This is a genomic window from Chryseobacterium antibioticum (assembly GCF_012927325.1).
GTDB lineage: Bacteria > Bacteroidota > Bacteroidia > Flavobacteriales > Weeksellaceae > Chryseobacterium > Chryseobacterium antibioticum.
The window spans coordinates 146,456-164,119 of record NZ_JABBGI010000006.1 but is presented as its reverse complement, the minus strand read 5'-3'; the positions used below and the strand labels follow the sequence as shown (position 1 = coordinate 164,119).

Annotated in this window: 15 protein-coding genes and 1 riboswitch; of the genes, 2 read left to right on the top strand and 13 right to left on the bottom strand. The window is 39.0% G+C overall.

Features of this window, described 5'->3' with window-relative positions:
- Positions 1-31 precede the first annotated feature (31 nt).
- Positions 32-1,237, top strand: coding sequence for an MFS transporter (locus HHL23_RS06490; protein WP_169233999.1), 1,206 nt, complete (start codon positions 32-34; stop codon positions 1,235-1,237).
- 191 nt (positions 1,238-1,428) lie between these two features.
- Positions 1,429-2,202 (top strand): T9SS type A sorting domain-containing protein, encoded by a 774-nt coding sequence (locus HHL23_RS06485; protein WP_169233998.1) that lies wholly within the window; start codon positions 1,429-1,431, stop codon positions 2,200-2,202.
- Between the two features lie 134 nt (positions 2,203-2,336).
- Here the strand turns inward: HHL23_RS06485 and HHL23_RS06480 are convergent, their stop codons facing one another.
- From HHL23_RS06480 to HHL23_RS06420, 13 genes are all read right to left on the bottom strand, one after another.
- Positions 2,337-4,616 carry a T9SS type A sorting domain-containing protein gene (locus HHL23_RS06480; RefSeq protein WP_169233997.1) on the bottom strand — a complete coding sequence of 760 codons (2,280 nt, stop codon included), beginning with the start codon at positions 4,614-4,616 and terminating at the stop codon, positions 2,337-2,339.
- 29 nt (positions 4,617-4,645) lie between these two features.
- Positions 4,646-5,854, bottom strand: coding sequence for a cell surface protein (locus HHL23_RS06475; protein WP_169233996.1), 1,209 nt, complete (start codon positions 5,852-5,854; stop codon positions 4,646-4,648).
- A gap of 14 nt (positions 5,855-5,868) precedes the next feature.
- Positions 5,869-7,002, bottom strand: coding sequence for a YncE family protein (locus tag HHL23_RS06470; protein ID WP_169233995.1), 1,134 nt, complete (start codon positions 7,000-7,002; stop codon positions 5,869-5,871).
- Positions 6,999-9,029, bottom strand: a complete 2,031-nt coding sequence (locus tag HHL23_RS06465) for a TonB-dependent receptor plug domain-containing protein (protein WP_169233994.1) — start codon at positions 9,027-9,029, stop codon at positions 6,999-7,001. Before HHL23_RS06465 ends, HHL23_RS06470 begins: the two co-directional genes overlap by 4 nt.
- A 109-nt stretch (positions 9,030-9,138) precedes the next feature.
- Positions 9,139-9,325: riboswitch (cobalamin riboswitch) on the bottom strand.
- 231 nt (positions 9,326-9,556) lie between these two features.
- A complete protein-coding gene (locus HHL23_RS06460; protein ID WP_185194857.1) occupies positions 9,557-10,498 on the bottom strand; it encodes a transporter in 942 nt (313 codons plus the stop codon).
- Between the two features lie 11 nt (positions 10,499-10,509).
- A complete protein-coding gene (locus tag HHL23_RS06455; protein WP_169233993.1) occupies positions 10,510-11,556 on the bottom strand; it encodes a cytochrome-c peroxidase in 1,047 nt (348 codons plus the stop codon).
- Entirely contained in the window at positions 11,549-12,376 is an 828-nt protein-coding gene (locus HHL23_RS06450) for an MbnP family protein (RefSeq protein ID WP_169233992.1), read from the bottom strand. The genes HHL23_RS06455 and HHL23_RS06450 overlap by 8 nt, the downstream gene beginning before the upstream one ends.
- A gap of 191 nt (positions 12,377-12,567) precedes the next feature.
- Positions 12,568-12,936, bottom strand: coding sequence for a hypothetical protein (locus HHL23_RS06445; RefSeq protein ID WP_169233991.1), 369 nt, complete (start codon positions 12,934-12,936; stop codon positions 12,568-12,570).
- 2 nt (positions 12,937-12,938) lie between these two features.
- Entirely contained in the window at positions 12,939-13,613 is a 675-nt protein-coding gene (locus tag HHL23_RS06440) for a superoxide dismutase (protein WP_169233990.1), read from the bottom strand.
- A 193-nt stretch (positions 13,614-13,806) separates the two neighbouring features.
- Positions 13,807-14,499 (bottom strand): SCO family protein, encoded by a 693-nt coding sequence (locus HHL23_RS06435; RefSeq protein WP_169234028.1) that lies wholly within the window; start codon positions 14,497-14,499, stop codon positions 13,807-13,809.
- Positions 14,477-14,752 (bottom strand): YHS domain-containing protein, encoded by a 276-nt coding sequence (locus tag HHL23_RS06430; protein ID WP_169233989.1) that lies wholly within the window; start codon positions 14,750-14,752, stop codon positions 14,477-14,479. Before HHL23_RS06430 ends, HHL23_RS06435 begins: the two co-directional genes overlap by 23 nt.
- A gap of 151 nt (positions 14,753-14,903) precedes the next feature.
- The gene (locus HHL23_RS06425; protein ID WP_169233988.1) at positions 14,904-15,266 is read right to left on the bottom strand and encodes a hypothetical protein; all 363 of its coding nucleotides are present in this window, start codon (positions 15,264-15,266) and stop codon (positions 14,904-14,906) included.
- Positions 15,267-15,697: 431 nt separating this feature from the next.
- On the bottom strand, positions 15,698-17,350 hold the full coding sequence (locus HHL23_RS06420; protein ID WP_394354150.1) for a heavy metal translocating P-type ATPase: 1,653 nt from the start codon (positions 17,348-17,350) through the stop codon (positions 15,698-15,700).
- Between the last annotated feature and the right edge of the window lie 314 nt (positions 17,351-17,664).

Here is a 17,664-nt window from a genome sequence, read left to right as displayed (position 1 = left end):
GATGACCAGATGAATTTAAGAATTCAATAGTATGGAAAAGATACAGACACAAACCATTGACACCTCAAAAATTGTTTATCCTATCTTATTTATGATCAGTTTTTCTCATTTACTGAATGACCTGATCCAATCTACCATTCCTTCGTTATATCCAATTTTGAAAGGGGAATTCAGTTTATCATTTGCTCAGATAGGTATCATTACATTAGTATTTCAGCTTACGGCTTCTATTTTACAACCGTTTGTTGGAATTTACACTGATAAAAAGCCCAATCCAAGATCTCTGGCCATAGGAATGGGGCTATCGATGGCTGGTTTATTACTTTTGGCAGCAGCACATCAGTATTATATGATTCTTATTGCCGTTGCATTGATTGGTATGGGATCATCCATTTTCCATCCTGAAGCTTCACGGGTTGCCCAATTGGCGTCTGGTGGGCAAAAAGGACTTGCTCAATCCATCTTTCAGGTTGGCGGAAATTCCGGAAGTGCTATTGGTCCTTTACTGGTTGCTTTAATTATACTTCCTTTAGGCCAGAGCTACGTTGCTCTTTTTGCCATTGCAGCTTTTATAGGAATTATCGTTTTATGGAGAATTGGAAACTGGTACGCTGAAAGATTGTCCCTTAAGAAGTCCGCTCAACATTCGGATAACATTATTGAGATACAACTGTCACGCAAAAAAGTAATATTTTCTATCAGTGTTTTATTGGCTTTAGTATTTTCAAAATACATCTATCTGGCTTCAATGACTAACTATTTTACCTTTTTCCTGATCGATAAATTTCATATTTCGGTAAAAGATTCTCAACTTTATTTATTCATGTTTCTGGCAGCAGTTGCCATAGGAACCATTTTGGGTGGAAAGTTAGGTGATAAATATGGCAGAAAGAAAATCATTTGGATTTCCATTTTGGGAGCAGCGCCTTTTACTCTTTGCCTACCCTATCTTCCTTTGGTGTGGACTATCGTTTTTGCAGTTTTAATCGGCTTAATTATCGCATCCGCATTCTCTGCCATTTTAGTCTATGCTACGGATCTTATGCCCAACAAAATCGGACTGGTCGCAGGATTGTTTTTTGGATTCATGTTTGGGATGGGCGGAATCGGTTCTGCTGTCCTGGGAGCTGTAGCCGATGATACAGGAATTGAATATGTATTTAAAATCTGCGCCTTTCTGCCTCTTATGGGTGTCATCACTGCTTTTCTACCCAACATTAAGGGACGGAAAAAATAGATCAAAAGGTGAAGATCAGAAAAAATTGGACATTCCGATGATTCAATAATTTCTAATCCGAAAAAACTTTGTCGGTTATTATATTCCATATTACAGAATTATTACATAATTCACATTTAATAGAGATAATATTGTATACATATACTTTTATGCTTAAATTTGGATAAACATTAACCAAAAATCTCTATAGTATGAAATCTATTCTACTTTCAAAGAGCCGTCTTTTTCAGGCCGCCTTATTTTTAGCCTTTTTATTCCAATCGAATAATTCGCAGGCACAAAGCAGAATCTACGCAAACGATCAACATTCCAATGTATATGGAGTATGTCTGGGATGTGCCGTACAGAATCCTCTGAATGCCGTGGGAGACAACGAAGACAATTATTCTACCATGGTCATGGGTACCGTTTTATTGGGAGGCGTTGAACAAACCCTAAGATTCCCTGAAGTGAGAATCAACACTAAATTAGTAATCGGTATCGGAACTAATAATATTCCTCTGACCGTTCAGCTGTTAAGCGGTGTGTATATAGAAACGATGAGCGGAACGACAGCCAACAATGACAGCCAAATGATAACCGCCAGTTTACTGAAGCTAGCAGACACTCCTAACAGAGCAACTATTGAACTTACTCCTGCCAGCTCATATAACGCCGTTAAAATAAGACTGAGCGGGGGCGTATTAAGTCTGGGTGGTGGATTCAGAGTGTATTATGCTTATCAGGATCCCCTTGCTACGATAATGGCATACAGCAAAGCCGGACAGATTACTCTGGGTGGTACCGTTCCATTAGAAGGGGCCGAAGTTACCCTAAGAAATACGTCAGGAAAAGAAGTACACCGTTCTACCCTGAAATCAAATACTTTTGAACTGTCTACTCCACAACCGGAAGGCGTTTACATCCTGACGGTGGAAGCAAAAGATAAAAAGACTTACACCCGTAAGATCAGAATTACAAACTAAATAACGGGACCTATTAAATTTCCGGCAGGCTTTCAGCCTGCCGGAATCTTTTTTTATACAATCAACCCTAAAGAAATAAAAACCGGCGGCCCGAATGGGCCGCCGATTCATTGAAATAAAATAGACTGTGAAAACTATTTTTTGATCAATTTCTGTTGGTATACTGCTTTATCAGTAACGGCTTTCAGAATATATACTCCGTTCGGAAGCGTGCTTACATTAATCTGACCGTTGTTAAGCTGTGTATTCACCAGTTTACCGGAAACATCATAAACCGAAACGTTTAGGATCTTCTCCTGAGTTTTAATGGTAAGAATATCTGTCACTGGATTCGGGTAGATACTGAATTCAATTTTCTTCACTTCTGCTGTCGCCAGAACGGAAGCAGTACTGTTGACAGTAAGTGTTTTTTCAACGACTTTTCCGTTTGAATTAAAGCTGATCTTAATATCAGCAGTTCCTGAAGCCATCGGCGTCAGAACAAGCTCATCACTTGCATTGATCACTGCAGAAACAGCCGCCGGATTCGAGTTCGATTTAATTGATTTTACAATGGCTGATGAAAGATTATCCTCATCAGAAACTATTGTTTTCAGATCAATTACAGATGCATTGTTTACGTTAACCTGTGATGGGAAAGTACTACTTACCGAAGGAAGAGTATTATCCGGGAATACAGCCAAAGATGGGAACCAGTAGTAATCATTAAGCGTTTTGGTATCGGTAAGGGTTCCTGTAGCATCAATCGTATGGATCCAGTTTTTCTGATAGTGGGCTCCGTAACCACTTTCCGTAGTATTCAGAATCAGTTGATCCGTTGAAGGATTTACCCGAAGTCCGGCACCGTAAGGAATCTGTTTGTATGTCCCGGTCTGTCCCGGAACTGCTGCAAAGTTTTCATTAAACGCTTTTGTTGTTACATCAAACTTTACGATCTGCGCTCCTGAAACAAAACTGTTGGCCGAATTGATCCAGTATAAAACATTCTGTTTGCTGCTTGCTGTAAAGCTTCCTGCATTCCATGCTCCCCAGGAGCCTAAATACTTAGTGGTAGGAATATTATAAGAAGTAGTGGTAAATGTTGTAGGATGAATGTTCACTACTTTCTGATCCTGGATAGCCCAGATACTTCCGTCTTTTGCCTGAACAATAGAATGGAAAGATCCCGGAATCGTATTGATAAGGGTATCAGTTGCAGGGTCAATGACTAAAATTCCGGCAGACTGCTTCACTGCAAATACATATTTCGATGAACGGATCATATTTCCGATCTGTCCGGCATACTGGCCACCGCCACCTGTTCCGGTTACTGCACTTCCAACCTGTAAATTAGCTATATCAAATACAAAAACGCCGTTAGAAGCTCCGATGTACCCTTTGTTTTCGTTAACTCCAACAAATGATCTTCCGTCACCGCCTCCAATATTGTTAAATCCTGCAATTTTCTGCATCGTCTGCGCATTAGCCACAACAAGTCTTCCTCCCGGAGTATACTGAGTATCTCCACCATCTGCAGCCTGTTTTGAAATAAAATAGAATTTATCTCCGTAGATCGTTCCATATTGGGTTGTAGCACCAAAAGCATGATTGTTATTGGCATTGCTGTACACACGGTAGTTGATCTGTCCATTATTATCAATGAAATTTACAGACCCGTTGGTATGTCCGTACCATTCTTCATTCACCATAAAGTAGCCATTCGTAAAATTAGTAGAAGCCACATAAGCTGATACCGGTGTTAATGTTGAAGAAATAGGAAACGAATTCATCCCTGGATTAAAATTCCATACATCCCACGAGCCATTCTGAAGCACACGGGAAGAAGCGCCTACCCCTGAATATCCGAAATCAACATCTGTAGGATCTTTTACCCAATAAGACCAGTAACTGTTGTACCATCCCGATCCCCAATGATCAGCGGCATCTGCTGCAGTATAATCATCAAAATCATAGGCAGCAGTATTTACAATACCATTTAAAGGATAGTAAGGATAGGTTATATTTCCGCTTTTGTAAAGTGCATTACTGTTTTGCCCGTTCAGGTCAAAACCCATTCCTCCGATGGCTGTTCCGAACTGGGTTCCCGGATAAAGTAATGTGAAAAATCTGTGATCTGTCTGTGCAATGGCTTTCAGCATATCTTCTCCGGTCGCGGTTCCGTTCCATCTGAATCCCCATACCAGCGCATCAGGATTTTTACTGTCATTCCATTGTACCACAAAAGCAGCTTCATTTGTTCCGCTTCCCACCCAATACTGGATATCAGAAAAACTGATATTGGTGGTTACTGTGGTATTCAGCTGATTGTTGCTGGTACTCTGAATATCATTTCTGGGTACACCCTGGACTGTTACCTGCGCATTCGTAAAGAGTGCAAACAGAAACAGCATGGTTAAAAGGTAAAACTTTTTCATTTTTTAAATTATATATTAAATTTTGTTTCTTATTTAAGATGCAGGTCATAGGCACCTCCTACTTCCGTAGAAACTTCCCCAAGCCAGCCCGCTTCCTGATTGATACCGGTGTATACTTTAATAAAATCAATACCGGGAAGTTTTACATAGTTCCCGTTCCTGTCTACAGCCCAGGAAATATCAATATTAGAAGCTTCATCAGTATTCGGAGCATTATCGGCATAACCGTACTCATAAGATGTTCCTACCCAATAATTTCCCACTCCGCTTTGGTCGTAATAATTATCCTTAAGCCGGGTTCCTTTCAGGCTATAAGAAGTGCCTGAAAGCCATAAAGGATAATAGCTTTGTGAATGGAAGGTATTTTTGGTTTTAAATCCTGAATTCCCAATATTATCCTGCCATTTGATGTACTCCACATCAGTCTGCCAAAGTTCACTTCCCGGAACAGGGGGCTTAGTTTCGTTAGGCTTGAAGTAGGTTATGCTGTAATTCTTAGTTGTTGTATTTTTAAAATATTCGCTGCCGGCGATTTCGTACCATTCATCCTCATCAGGCTTTCCATTTTTATTTTTATCAAAGCCAACCATGATGATACCGGGCTCACATGATCCTGTTCTGGTTGCATTGGCGTTATTTCCCCAAAAAGCATTACCCAAGATTTTAAAATCTCTCCCTTCAAGGTTGGGAATCGTATGGTCAAAGCCAAAAGCAACATAACCCCCAAACCCGCCAAGTGTAATCATCATAGAATTGCCACCTACCAATAATTCTTTGGCTTTTTTAATCATATCAGCCTCGGTATTTCCTCCTGTGTATGTGGGATTATCATTGGTAAACTGGCCAACAGAAGGACGGAATTCGAAAACATCTGCAATGTATTTGCTGTAAGGGGTCAGCTCTTTATTAACAATGATCGAAGATTTGTAGGTTTTCACAGCACCTTTTACTTCTACCCTTAATGTCAAAGGGTAAGTTTTTACAACAGGGCTCACAAAGTTCAGCTGCAGATGATCAGAAATAATAGAATCATTAATGCTCCAACTAAGCTTGCCTTCAATTTTAGGATCTATATTCAAAAGTTTAAGCCTGTCTATGGTATAGGATTCTCTAAGAACTTCCGTAGGAAAAGTCACTTCTTCCCCTACTTCTTCACTGTCGCTTTTACAGGCAGCAATTCCCACAAGAACAGAAGAGAGAAGGGTAATTTTTAAAATAGTTCTGGTTTTTCTTTCCATTTTTTCCGATCTGATTATTTATATAAAAAAGTAAAATGGGCAGGTATATTCCCGCCTTCGGTTTTCCACTTGAATTTTCCGCTCTTATTGAAACAGTATACATAACCGGTGGTTACATAATTTCTGGCATCCGTGAGATAGATGTCCTCCGTATAAGGATTTACAGCAATTCCGTAGGGAGCTTTGATTTCATCCACATACTGAGGGTCAATAATTTGACTGGCGATAACCTGTTCTGTCTTGACATCAATAATTCCGAAGGTCTTGACGTAGGTATGGGTATTGTAATTAAACTCATTTCCATAATAATACAGCTTGTCATTCACGATGGTAATCCCGCTGACTGCAACATGGAAGTCTTTTTTCACTGTTCCGGTAGCAGCATCTACAAGGAAAAGACTTGATGGAATATTGTAATAATCTCCCCTGGAACTTACATACAGATCTCCGTAATTGTCTTTTTTAATACGGTGAAGGTTGATCGCCACATCAATTTTCTTAGTTTGCGTGAAGCTATTAAGGTCAATAACAGAAATGGTTTTATCATAATTCGGGAACATATATCCTCCGGAATTGGCTACAAAAAGCTGATCACCAACAATCTCCATTTCTTCCGGCTGATACCCTACCACAGCCTGCCTTTGAATAGTCAGTGAAGCAGTATCGATCTCTACCACTTTACCGGGTGGAGAATTTGGATTTAATTCAACAGGGCCGGCATAGCTGCTCGCATATACTTTATTACCTTTAAAAGACATATAGCGGCAGTTCTGCAACTGTATGGTTTTGATTCTTTTGGCAGTTTTGGCATCCAAAACTTCAATTTTATTGGATACATTCACCACAACGTACATTTTACTTCCGTAGATCATAATGTGATTTCCCACGTCGCCCAGCTCTTTTACCACAGTCGGGTTGATCTCTGCATAAATGTTCTTGTGATACGTTCCTGTAGCATAATCGAAATAATCGAGCGTACATTTGTTACTCCCCATATTTCCTTCATTCAGAAGATAAAAACCCTTAATGGGGGTATCTTCTCCGTTACTTACCTCTTTTTTTTCTGAGGGAACCACATAATCATCCGTCCGGCAGGAGAATAGAAATAAAAGGGTAAAAGCCAGCAGGCAAAAGTTTAGTTTTTTCATAATGTAAAGCTTACAATAAGTTTAAAATTTCTTCCGGGCATCGGATAATTCCTTACCACATCATAATATTGATCAAGCACGTTATTGACCTCAAAACTGGCTTTGAACTGATGGGAATGCCAGTTGAATTTTTTCTGAACGGATAAATCATGCGTGTACCAAGGCTGCAGATAATTAGCCCGGATATTATTCAGCTGCGCGTCATAACGTTCTCCGGTATACATAAAACTGTAATTGAAACTCCAGTCCTTGTAATCCGCCATCATCGTAAAGGTCGCAGCATGCCATGGCACGTAAGAGATCTGATCGCCATAATAATCATCATTTTTATCGGTATAATCCCCGGCCCGCTGATAGGTATAACTCACCAGAGGTTTCAGTTTAACTTTATTAATATCAAATTCAGCCTGAACATTCACGTCTGCACCAATAATTCTCACATCGCCTAAATTCGTCATCATCCACCTGAAAAGATTATTGGTAGGAACAGCTACAATTTTGTTCTCCACTTCATTATAATACCCATCCACTTTCACATAAATTCCTTTAAAAACTTTATGATCATACAGTTTCTGATAGGTAAAACCTGCATCATACTGGTTGGTGTATTCCGGTTTCAGCATTACATTTCCGATCATTGTATAATACAGATCATTGAAAGTTGGCATCCTGAAAATTCTTTTGTAAAAAGCCCGTACTGTAAAATCTTTTGATTCAAATGGCTGATAGCTAAGGAAAGCAGAAGGTGTCCATTCTGTTTTGTTGGGAGATTTTGCATTCTTTTTTACTTCTTCATGAACAAAAGTTCCGAGAAGGCTTCCCAAAAACTTGAAACGGTTCCACTGATAGGTTGTTGCAAAAGCAACGAGCGAGGTATAACGGGTAGGATATGAAAAATCTGTCAGATCAGCATTCAGATTATTATACTGAAAATCAAAACTGGCACTTACATCCCAATCTTTGTTAATGGAATACATATTGGATGTAGAAAAATACAGTTCCCTCTGAATATAAGAGTTATCTATCGGCAGAACGGTTGTGGCAATGTTCAACGTATCTAAAAACCGGGTGTAGTCATAGGCAAATTTGGCCTTCACCTGAGTTTCAAATTTGGGGAACAGCTTTTTCCTGAAACTGGCCTGAACAAAATAATTTTCATCCAGCATTTGCTGTCCCTTAGGCTTAAAATTATTGTTAACAATAGCGGTAGGAATTCCGCGGTCAGAAATATAACCGTAACCCCGTACACTCCAGCTTCCGTCATTAAGAATACCATTTAAACTGGTTTCGAAACGTTTCGCGCGGATGTAGGAGTCATATCTTCTTGCAATGGTATCGTTGGCAATAGATCCATCAGAATTTTTCTTTTCATATTTAAACTTATACAACCCGTCGCTCTGTACAAATTCTGAACTGAAACTTGCCGAAACTTTGTCTGAAAGCTTCTGCTCTACACGGAATGAAGGATTAAATAAACTGATGGAGCCTAACTTTAACTTAACCGTTAAGTTTGTTTTTTGATCTCCTTTAAAAACGGGTGTTTTAGGCTGAAGATAAATGGATCCTGAAGATCCGAAATCCCTTGCAGGCTGAAAAATTTCACTTTTCTGACCGTTGTACAAAGAGACAGATTCAATATCATCCAGTGAAAATTTTCCAAGATCCACAATCCCGTTCTGAACATTTCCAAGCTGAATACCATCATAGAAAACACCTACGTGCTGACTTCCCATACTTCGGATATTCACTGTTTTAAGGCCACCCATTCCACCGTAATCTTTGATCTGAATTCCTGAAAAGTACCGTAAAGCATCAGCCACCGACTGGCTGTTCAGCCTTTCAAGCCGTTCGCCGGAAAGGACCTGCGCAGGAAGAATTTCTTTAAAATCTTTTTTGTAAAGCTGAATAGGAAGAATTGTTTTCTCCCGGATCGTATCTCCGGATTGTGAGAATAGAAATTGAGATGTCGTCACAAATAATGTGATAACGCCTTTTTTAACCTGTGAAGCAGTAAATTTTCTGACCATTAGCTCATTGAGAATAATATTGACGCTAATGGATATAAGATAGCAAAGATAAAGCGCAGCTATCACTGCACAAAATCATTGTTGTCCTAAGCTTTATTCCACGAAAGCATCAAACGTTCATCCTCTGGCAGGTCTTCTGACTTACTCCGTTTTTGAAATCCTTCCCATTAAAAACAACAGTGGATATACTCTTCAAAAACTTTGATATGGAGCTTACAGCAGCGGGTCTGTTCCGGATTTTCACCGGATTCCCTTTTAAGTGCTTTTTACAGCGCACCAGATTGCGGCAAAGATAGAAAATTATTAACATATCCAATAAAAGACTTAATAAATTAATTTTCAGCACTATAAAAGCGTTTTTAATAAAATTTGCGTACGTGATATTATGTAAAGCTTCATTTTTGCGCGAAAACTTTCTACGAAAAAACCTTATAGATTTTAGAAATCTATAAGGTTTTTTAACAGTAACCAATTTTCAGTACTAACAACTGGCGGTTTCGGCAGCGGCAGCCTCAGCCACAACTACATTAAATTCCAAAATTGATAAAAACACTGAATCTGGATTTTGCGTCAATGTCACCTCCTGCTAAATTAGAGTATGCGGGCAGCATAACTTCCCCTCCCAAGCTGAATTTTTTATAAGAAGCCTCAAAACCCACCTTTCCATATAAAGCACTTCCTGCTGTGTTGGGCAGTACCTCATTAAACTGTTTGTTTTTATTATAGACCTCGCCCTGAAGTCCGGCTTTAGCAGAGAAAATAGTCTTTTCATTTCCTGCGAGCTGATAAAAACCTGTTGCTGCATAATTCCACTGGTTTCCGAAGTGATACTTCTTTTTGTTTTCAGTCTTTACGGTGTAATCTGTATTGACAAGCACAGCCAGCTTATTCTTTTGAAATTTATAGTTTAAAGCAGCCTGATAATCCCAGCTTCCCGTTCCCAGCTGAAAACTGGGATTGACACCGGAAGCTCCTTTTTCATCAAACTTCCCCAAAGGAATTTTAACACCCAAACCACCGTTGAGCTGGTGAAAATTATCTTTAGAATTGATAATCCGGTAGATTCCCATCAGGTTTAGATCTCCGATCCCATTGATGTTGATATCGCCCTGCATTGTTTTTTTCTCATGAAAATGAAACGGCAAGCTGGCGTATACACTCAATTTTTTAGTCAAAGGGATCTTTCCCCATACCTGCAGGGTATTGAAATACTGGTCCTGCGTAAGATCTTTTACGAAAAGATTTTCCTTGGCTTTATAATGCTGTGCAAAGTATTTGATTCCGATAAACTGAGGATTCAGTAAAGATTCAAAACCGGAGGAACCGTTTCCAGCTGCACAACCGCATGCATCACAGTCATCAAATACAATACTATTTATAGGATCTGCGATATAAAGACTCTCGTTGATTGTTTTAGCCTGGCAGATTACTGATAAAATCAGGCTGAGCGTAAAAATTATTCTGTTCATGTTCCTCATGATCATTCTGCAAATTTTGGATTAGAAATAAAGTTTTTATCGGACAAAGTTTTCAAAAAGGCGATAATAAATTGCTTTTCCTGGGTATTTATCGCAATTCCGATGTGCCCGTTCTGTTTCAATTGTGGATCAAGATTGGGATTGTCTTCTACATTATCTGAATAGAAATTAAGAACGGCTTCCAACGTGTAAAATCTTCCGTCATGCATATAAGGTGCTGTATATTCTACATTTCTCAGACTCGGCACACGGAATTTCATCCAATCCACCTGATCAAGCGTTACCCGATAACGCCCGGCATCTTTGAACTGGGCATTGTAATACATTCCTGTATTTCTAAAGCTTTCATCCGTAAATAATTCTCCGCTATGGCAGGATGTACATTTCTGTTTAAAAAGAGCCATTCCTTGAGATTCTTCAGGGATAAAAGTTTCTTTTCCCTGTTTTACTTTGTCGTATTTCGAGTCTGCAGAGATCATGCTTGCCATAAACTGCGATAGCGCTTTCAATATTCTTTCACCCGTCATATTTTCGTCACCGTAAGCTGCCATGAAGAGTTTTTTATACTTCGGATCATCCTTTAATTTAGAAATCACTTCAGGCATTGAACTATCCATTTCATTCACATCCGTGATCGGTATGATCGGCTGCTCGTTCAGATTATGAATGACACCATCCCACATATATCTTTTGAGGAATGCCATATTTTGAATCGGCGGTGCATTTCGGATTCCTATTCTGTCATCTACTCCATGGCTCACAGTATGGCCATGGTGGGTAAAAGCATTTTCCTGAATATGACAGAATCCACAGGATATGGTATTATTTCTTGAAAGCTTTCCTTCATAAAATAATTTTCTACCCAGCTCTACTCCATTTTTAGTCACCGGATTACCGGATGCATCGAAAGTCATTTCAGGAAAGTAAGACGGAAACTGCAGCGAATAAGCTTCATCTTTTTCCAGCGGCTGGATGACCTCATCTGAACAAGACAGGCAACTCAAAAAAGTAATGACAACCAATAGTGTTTTCAATAAAATCCTAATCATTGTGAACGTGATCTACTTTAAACATCGCTGTAAGATTATTCGTAACATCTACGAGATGCTGACTGGAGCCCATCATCATATTATTTTCTGTAGTAAGAGAAAGGGGTTTGCTACCACTCAGAAACTGATTAAGATCTGCAAGAATATGAATGGAAGGCTTTATCTGTGAAGTAACTCTGGCGGTTGTAGGCAGATTCAACGTAATTTCCCGGTAAAGATCCGGAGTAGTATTAGCGATAACATTTCCCATATTTCCGGTATGATTCATGAATTCTGTGTCTGCCGAAGCTGAACCGTATTTCCCTTCCAGTTTTACAAAAACATAACCGGCTGCCCAGGACCAAGACATTCCTTTCTGTTTAGCTTTCGTCCAGAATTCTGCCTGGCCGTCCTGTCCTAAGAGATAAGCCTTCTGACTGATCCCAAGTCCGAATTTTACTTTTTTGTAATTATTTTTAGGAATTCCGTTCAGATCAAGATAGATTACTCCCGCAACAGCGTCTGCCTGATCGATGATAAAAGCGCCTTTATCAGGATTATTTTCATTGTATTTGAATTCATTTCCGCCCTCATCAATCAAAGTGATGTTGCTGATGACATATTTTAATGCGGAGAAATTATGTTTCTGTCCGGCCGCGGAAGTCTGTACCGTTTGGTTGAGGACAATATCCCCCAGATTATTGAATCCGTTTTCAAATTTGATCTGAAGATTTCCGGTTGAAGTATCCTGCGGATCATCGTCATCACTGTTCTGACATGAGGATAAAGTGAATAAACTAAAGGCAATAAAGAATAATGATAAAAATTTATAAATTTTCATTTGGATTATTTAAGTTGAATTTTTTGAAATGGAAATGCTTTTGAATGAGTGAACATTCAATTATTATTAACAACAAAAGGCACAAAAGTTTTTAACACTTTAGTTATTTAAAGTGTATTGAAAAACTGTTTTAAGGAACACTGAAGCTTCAGAGAACCTTATATGCACTTTGGTAATGATTAGAATTGAACTTAAAAAACCGGTGGTTTGAAAATGTGTTTCAGAAACAGAAAAGAATAGGCTGTTTCGTCAAGAAAATTGAAATGTACAGAAAGGAGTTTTTCTGCATTTTGAATAGAAGTAATGTCAGGAAGTGTACAGATATCAAGAATTTTCTGTCCTGAATTTTTTGTTTTGTTTAAAGGCGAAGAATCAGAATCATTCGTCTTTGAAAGTTCCTTGCTTAAATAACATTTTCCGTTACAGTGAAGCTCCGGCCTGCTTTTATTGATGCAGAGAACGGTGGAAATATAATTATAATTTACAGCATACTCCATCAATGGGATCAGAGGTCTGAACGCCATATAAAGAGTGAGGAATATGCTGCAAATTAAGTTCATCTTTATTTTTTGCTTATCGCATCATCATATCTTTTGCTTACTTCCTTCCAGTTAAGCACATTCCAGATCGCCGTAAGATAGTCGGCTCTTTTGTTCTGGTATTTCAGGTAATAAGCGTGTTCCCACACATCAATTCCTAAGATCGGAGTTCCTTTTTCTTCTACGACATCCATCAGAGGGTTATCCTGGTTAGGTGTAGAAGACACGAATAATTTTCCGTTCTTATCTACAGAAAGCCATGCCCATCCTGAACCGAAACGGTCTGCACCCGCTTTGCTAATCTTTTCTTTGAATGCATCCATACTTCCAAAAGTCTCAGTAATTGCCTTAGCCAATTTTTCAGAAGGCTTTGTATTTTTTACAGGCGTAAGAACTGTCCAGAAAAGCTCGTGGTTGTAATGGCCTCCTGCATTGTTTCTTACCGCTGGAGTCAATTTAGAAACACCGGAAAGGATTTGGAATAAAGTCTGTTTTTCCTGTGGTGTTCCTGCAATTGCTTTATTTAAATTAGCAACATACGCTGCAGCATGCTTAGAATAGTGAATTTCCATAGTCTGTGCATCTACCGAACCTTCCAATGCATTGTAAGCATAAGGAAGTGGGTTCTGCTTAAACTGCGCGAAGGCAAATTGTGCTGCCACTACGGCACCTAAAGTTGCTACTTTCAAAATCTTCATAATTTTTTGTATTTATGGTTTAACAATATTTTTTACTTATAGAGGGAGGAGGGAAGCACGAAGTTATTTCTGCCTGAAGATGGCTATCCTTCATTGATACTTCTCCATCTCATCTTTTTAATCATCTGCATTACTGACTGCCATCAATCATTACCCTCATCATTAACTTCCATCTTCTTTCTTCCAACTTACTTTATTTCAATAATTTCTTAATATCCTCGATCAATATTTCCCGGTCAGGATGATATTTTCCGTTGAGTTTCGGGGTCTTTCCTTCGGGATCTTCATAGTTCAGCCCCGAGTAGTATAGGATCGGCATATTTTCTTTATTGTATCTGCAGCGGATATTCCCCTCTTGATCTACCAGAGCGATCATTCCACTGTGGTTAAGGCTTTCGCTGTCGTCTTCCTTATCTCCTACATAGATATTGAACTGGTCTGCCAGTTTTCCGATATAGTCTCTGTTTCCTGTTAGAAAATGCCAGTCGGGAGATTTTGCGCCTACACTTTTAGCATGTTCTTTTAATGCAGCAGGCGTATCGTTTTCCGGATCAATACTTATAGAAATAATTCCGAATTCCGGGCTGTTTATCTCATCTTCAATAAATCTCATATTACGGTTCATCACAGGACAAATCGTAGGACATCTGCTGAAGAAAAACTCCACCAGATATACTTTTCCCAGCATATCTTTATTGGTGATCTTTTTATTATTCTGGTCGGTGAGTTCAAAATCGGGAACCTTCATTACAGTGTACAGGTTCTTTTTAAAATATCCCATTCCAACACCTATTCCCAGAAACAGCAGGGCAAAAATAGCAATCGGAATGATCACCTTTCTTTTTATGCCTGGAGCTTCCTTTTTAGTTTTGGACATATTTTTCAGGATTTTTTTTGAACTCGTCCTTACAGAGGATATTGCAAAAACCGTACGTTTTATTTTTATAGACCACTGTATCTTTCATATCATCCTCTGTTTTCATGTGACAGATAGGATCTTCGGCATTAGCAAATTTTACTTTCTTAACAGTCGATTTTGAAGATGTTGTACTCTTTTTATGCTTTACTTTAGGTGTTTCTTGGCCACAGGCGAATAATGAGACTGACAATAATGCAGTCAAAATAATTTTTGATTTCATTTTAATTGTAAATTGAAATTGATAGTATGATGAATGTATACATTAATTTTTAACACAAAGATAATCGTCGTTTTATTACTTATTGCTTAAAGCAAAATTAAGCTACAAAAACGAAGATATTTTGATAAAAAACTAAAAGAATAGTTGAAAATCAGGCTAAAGGAGGATGGAATATCCTGGAGAAATAGTCTGAAGTATGATCAACAATATAATCCGAATGTATAGCCTTAGCTTCAGTATCATATTCTTTATGGTCTAAAAATGAAAGGGTATCGTGGGAAACAAAAACATCCAGTACAGATATTTTGATAACCTGCGAATTGTTGGATTGTTTTTCTGTTTTCGCCAGTTCTTTGCTGACGTAACACTTCCCTTTACACGTTGACTCAGGAACATTTCTGTTTTCACAGAGGTTTTTTACAATATAATCATAGTTCACGGCATAGTTTACCAATGGCAAAACAGGGCGTAATGCAATGGTAAAAATGATGAATATGGAAATAAAAAGTCTCAATGATCAGTTCTGTTGTACAAATATACTACTCAAATTGTGTTTATGTATTAATTATGATGAATGTCATTGATTATTTTTAGATTAGGGATTAGGGATTAGGGATTAGGGATTAGGGATTAGGGATTAGGGATTAGGGATTAGGGAAAATAAGGTTTCTTATAGTTATGGTAGTTTTTATCCCGCAGATTTCACAGATGACGCAGATCTTTTTCTTTCAATAAAAAACCCTTACAGCTTTTTAAAACTTATAAGGGTTGGTTGTTTTTTATCGCAAGGACGCGAAGGTTATTACAAAATACTTTTTTTAAGGTGCAAGGGTTTTATCTCCGATGAAATTTTATAATGCAGTGATTATTTGTCACTTTATCCTAAAACCTATTATTCGACTCCTGCTACCTGCAACCTACCATCTGCTACCTTCCCCCTACTCCCTAATTAAACTTCATCCTCTGAATCCTCACTGCATTTAAGATCGCCAGCATTGCTACTCCCACATCTGCAAATACGGCTTCCCACATTGTGGCTAAACCTCCGGCTCCAAGCGCTAGGACAACAGCTTTTACAACAAAGGCTAACACAATATTCTGCCATACAATCTTCTTGGTCTGCTTCCCTATGTTGATGGCCATTGGGATTTTGCTTGGTTTATCATCCTGGATAACGACATCTGCTGTTTCAATTGTGGCATCGCTTCCGAGCCCGCCCATAGCAATTCCTACGTCGCTGAGTGCAACTACCGGAGCATCATTCACGCCATCCCCAACAAAGGCTACGGTTTGATTTTTCGCTTTGATTTCTTTTACTTTATTCACTTTGTCTTCCGGTAAAAGATCTCCGAAAGCATTATCGATACCCAGTTGATCTGCCACATATCTGACAACGGTACTTTTATCACCGCTCAGCATGGTGGCTTTTACGCCCATTCTGTGCAGGTTGTCAACGGTTTCTTTAGCATCACTTTTTATACTGTCTGCAATGGTGATATAGCCTGCAAACTTTTTATCATAAGCTACGGCAATAAGCGTGTACACAATATTGGCGTGATTGGTATCGTAGCTGATATTGAATTTATCCATCAACTTAAAATTACCTACCAGCAATTCTTTTCCATTGACTGAAGCTTTTAAGCCATGCCCTGCCAATTCTTCCACATTTTCCAGGGGAATAGTATGATCAATATCGCCTGCATAATTATGGATCGCTGTAGCTACAGGATGGGTACTTTTGCTTTCCAAAGCGTTGACCAATTTCAGGATATCGTCTTTATTGAATTCAGGCTGAATGTTTACTTCCTGCACTTTGAATACGCCCTCCGTCATGGTTCCGGTTTTATCCATCACCACATTCTTGATCTCTGCGATACTGTCTAAGAAATTACTTCCTTTAAACAGGATCCCGTTTCTGCTCGCAGCTCCAATTCCTCCGAAATACCCCAGCGGAATGGAAATCACCAATGCACAAGGACATGAAATAACAAGGAAAATCAAGGCTCTGTACAACCAATCTCTGAACTGATAATCGTTCACAAAGAAATAAGGCAAAAGACAGATTCCTATGGCAAGAAATACAACAATCGGCGTGTACACTTTTGCGAATTTTCTGATGAATAATTCGGTCGGGGCTTTCTGCGCAGTAGCATTTTGCACCAGCTCCAGAATTTTACTCAGCTTGCTGTCTTCATAAGCGGTATTTACCTTTACAAGAGCGATGCTGTTCATATTGATCATTCCTGCAAGTACAACTTCTCCTTTTGTCTTCGTATCCGGTTTGCTTTCACCTGTGAGTGCAGCGGTATTGAATGAAGCTGATTCTGTCATCAGTTCACCATCAAGAGCCAGTTTTTCACCGGGTTTCAGCTGGATGATATCTCCTATTTTGGTTTCTTTTGCTTTAATCGTTTTAGGCTGGCTGCCTTCAATGACTGTCACCTCATCAGGACGCTGATCCAGCAAGGCTTTGATATTTCCTTTGGCTCTTGAAACCGCCATTCCCTGGAACACTTCTCCTACGGAATAGAAAAGCATTACAGCAACACCTTCCGGATATTCCCCGATTGCAAATGCTCCTACTGTGGCAATTCCCATCAGGAAAAATTCAGAAAAGACATCTCCGTGAACGATACTTTCGTAGGCTTCCTTTAATACGGGAAATCCTACAGGAATATAGGCCGCCAGATACCAGACCAAACGCACCCAGTCTGTAAACCATTCTGTTTTTATATAATTGTCCAATGCTATTCCTATCAGCAACAGCAGGAAAGAGATGATGGCAGGAAGAAACATCTGAAAAGGTGTTTTGTCTCCTGTATCGTGAGAGTGATCATGTCCGTCTCCTTCGGAATGATCGTGTGTATGCTGTTCTTTCTTTTTAGGTTTTGTACTGCAACATTCTTCCATAA

Excerpts from the sequence above, each read along its gene's own strand:
- HHL23_RS06490 (WP_169233999.1), top strand. The coding sequence starts at position 32 with ATGGAAAAGATACAGACACAAACCATTGACACCTCAAAAATTGTTTAT.
- HHL23_RS06485 (WP_169233998.1), top strand. The coding sequence starts at position 1,429 with ATGAAATCTATTCTACTTTCAAAGAGCCGTCTTTTTCAGGCCGCCTTA.
- HHL23_RS06480 (WP_169233997.1), bottom strand. The coding sequence starts at position 4,616 with ATGAAAAAGTTTTACCTTTTAACCATGCTGTTTCTGTTTGCACTCTTT.
- HHL23_RS06475 (WP_169233996.1), bottom strand. The coding sequence starts at position 5,854 with ATGGAAAGAAAAACCAGAACTATTTTAAAAATTACCCTTCTCTCTTCT.
- HHL23_RS06470 (WP_169233995.1), bottom strand. The coding sequence starts at position 7,002 with ATGAAAAAACTAAACTTTTGCCTGCTGGCTTTTACCCTTTTATTTCTA.
- HHL23_RS06465 (WP_169233994.1), bottom strand. The coding sequence starts at position 9,029 with ATGGTCAGAAAATTTACTGCTTCACAGGTTAAAAAAGGCGTTATCACA.
- HHL23_RS06460 (WP_185194857.1), bottom strand. The coding sequence starts at position 10,498 with ATGAACAGAATAATTTTTACGCTCAGCCTGATTTTATCAGTAATCTGC.
- HHL23_RS06455 (WP_169233993.1), bottom strand. The coding sequence starts at position 11,556 with ATGATTAGGATTTTATTGAAAACACTATTGGTTGTCATTACTTTTTTG.
- HHL23_RS06450 (WP_169233992.1), bottom strand. The coding sequence starts at position 12,376 with ATGAAAATTTATAAATTTTTATCATTATTCTTTATTGCCTTTAGTTTA.
- HHL23_RS06445 (WP_169233991.1), bottom strand. The coding sequence starts at position 12,936 with ATGAACTTAATTTGCAGCATATTCCTCACTCTTTATATGGCGTTCAGA.
- HHL23_RS06440 (WP_169233990.1), bottom strand. The coding sequence starts at position 13,613 with ATGAAGATTTTGAAAGTAGCAACTTTAGGTGCCGTAGTGGCAGCACAA.
- HHL23_RS06430 (WP_169233989.1), bottom strand. The coding sequence starts at position 14,752 with ATGAAATCAAAAATTATTTTGACTGCATTATTGTCAGTCTCATTATTC.
- HHL23_RS06420 (WP_394354150.1), bottom strand. The coding sequence starts at position 17,350 with ATGGGAATTGCCACAGTAGGAGCATTTGCAATCGGGGAATATCCGGAA.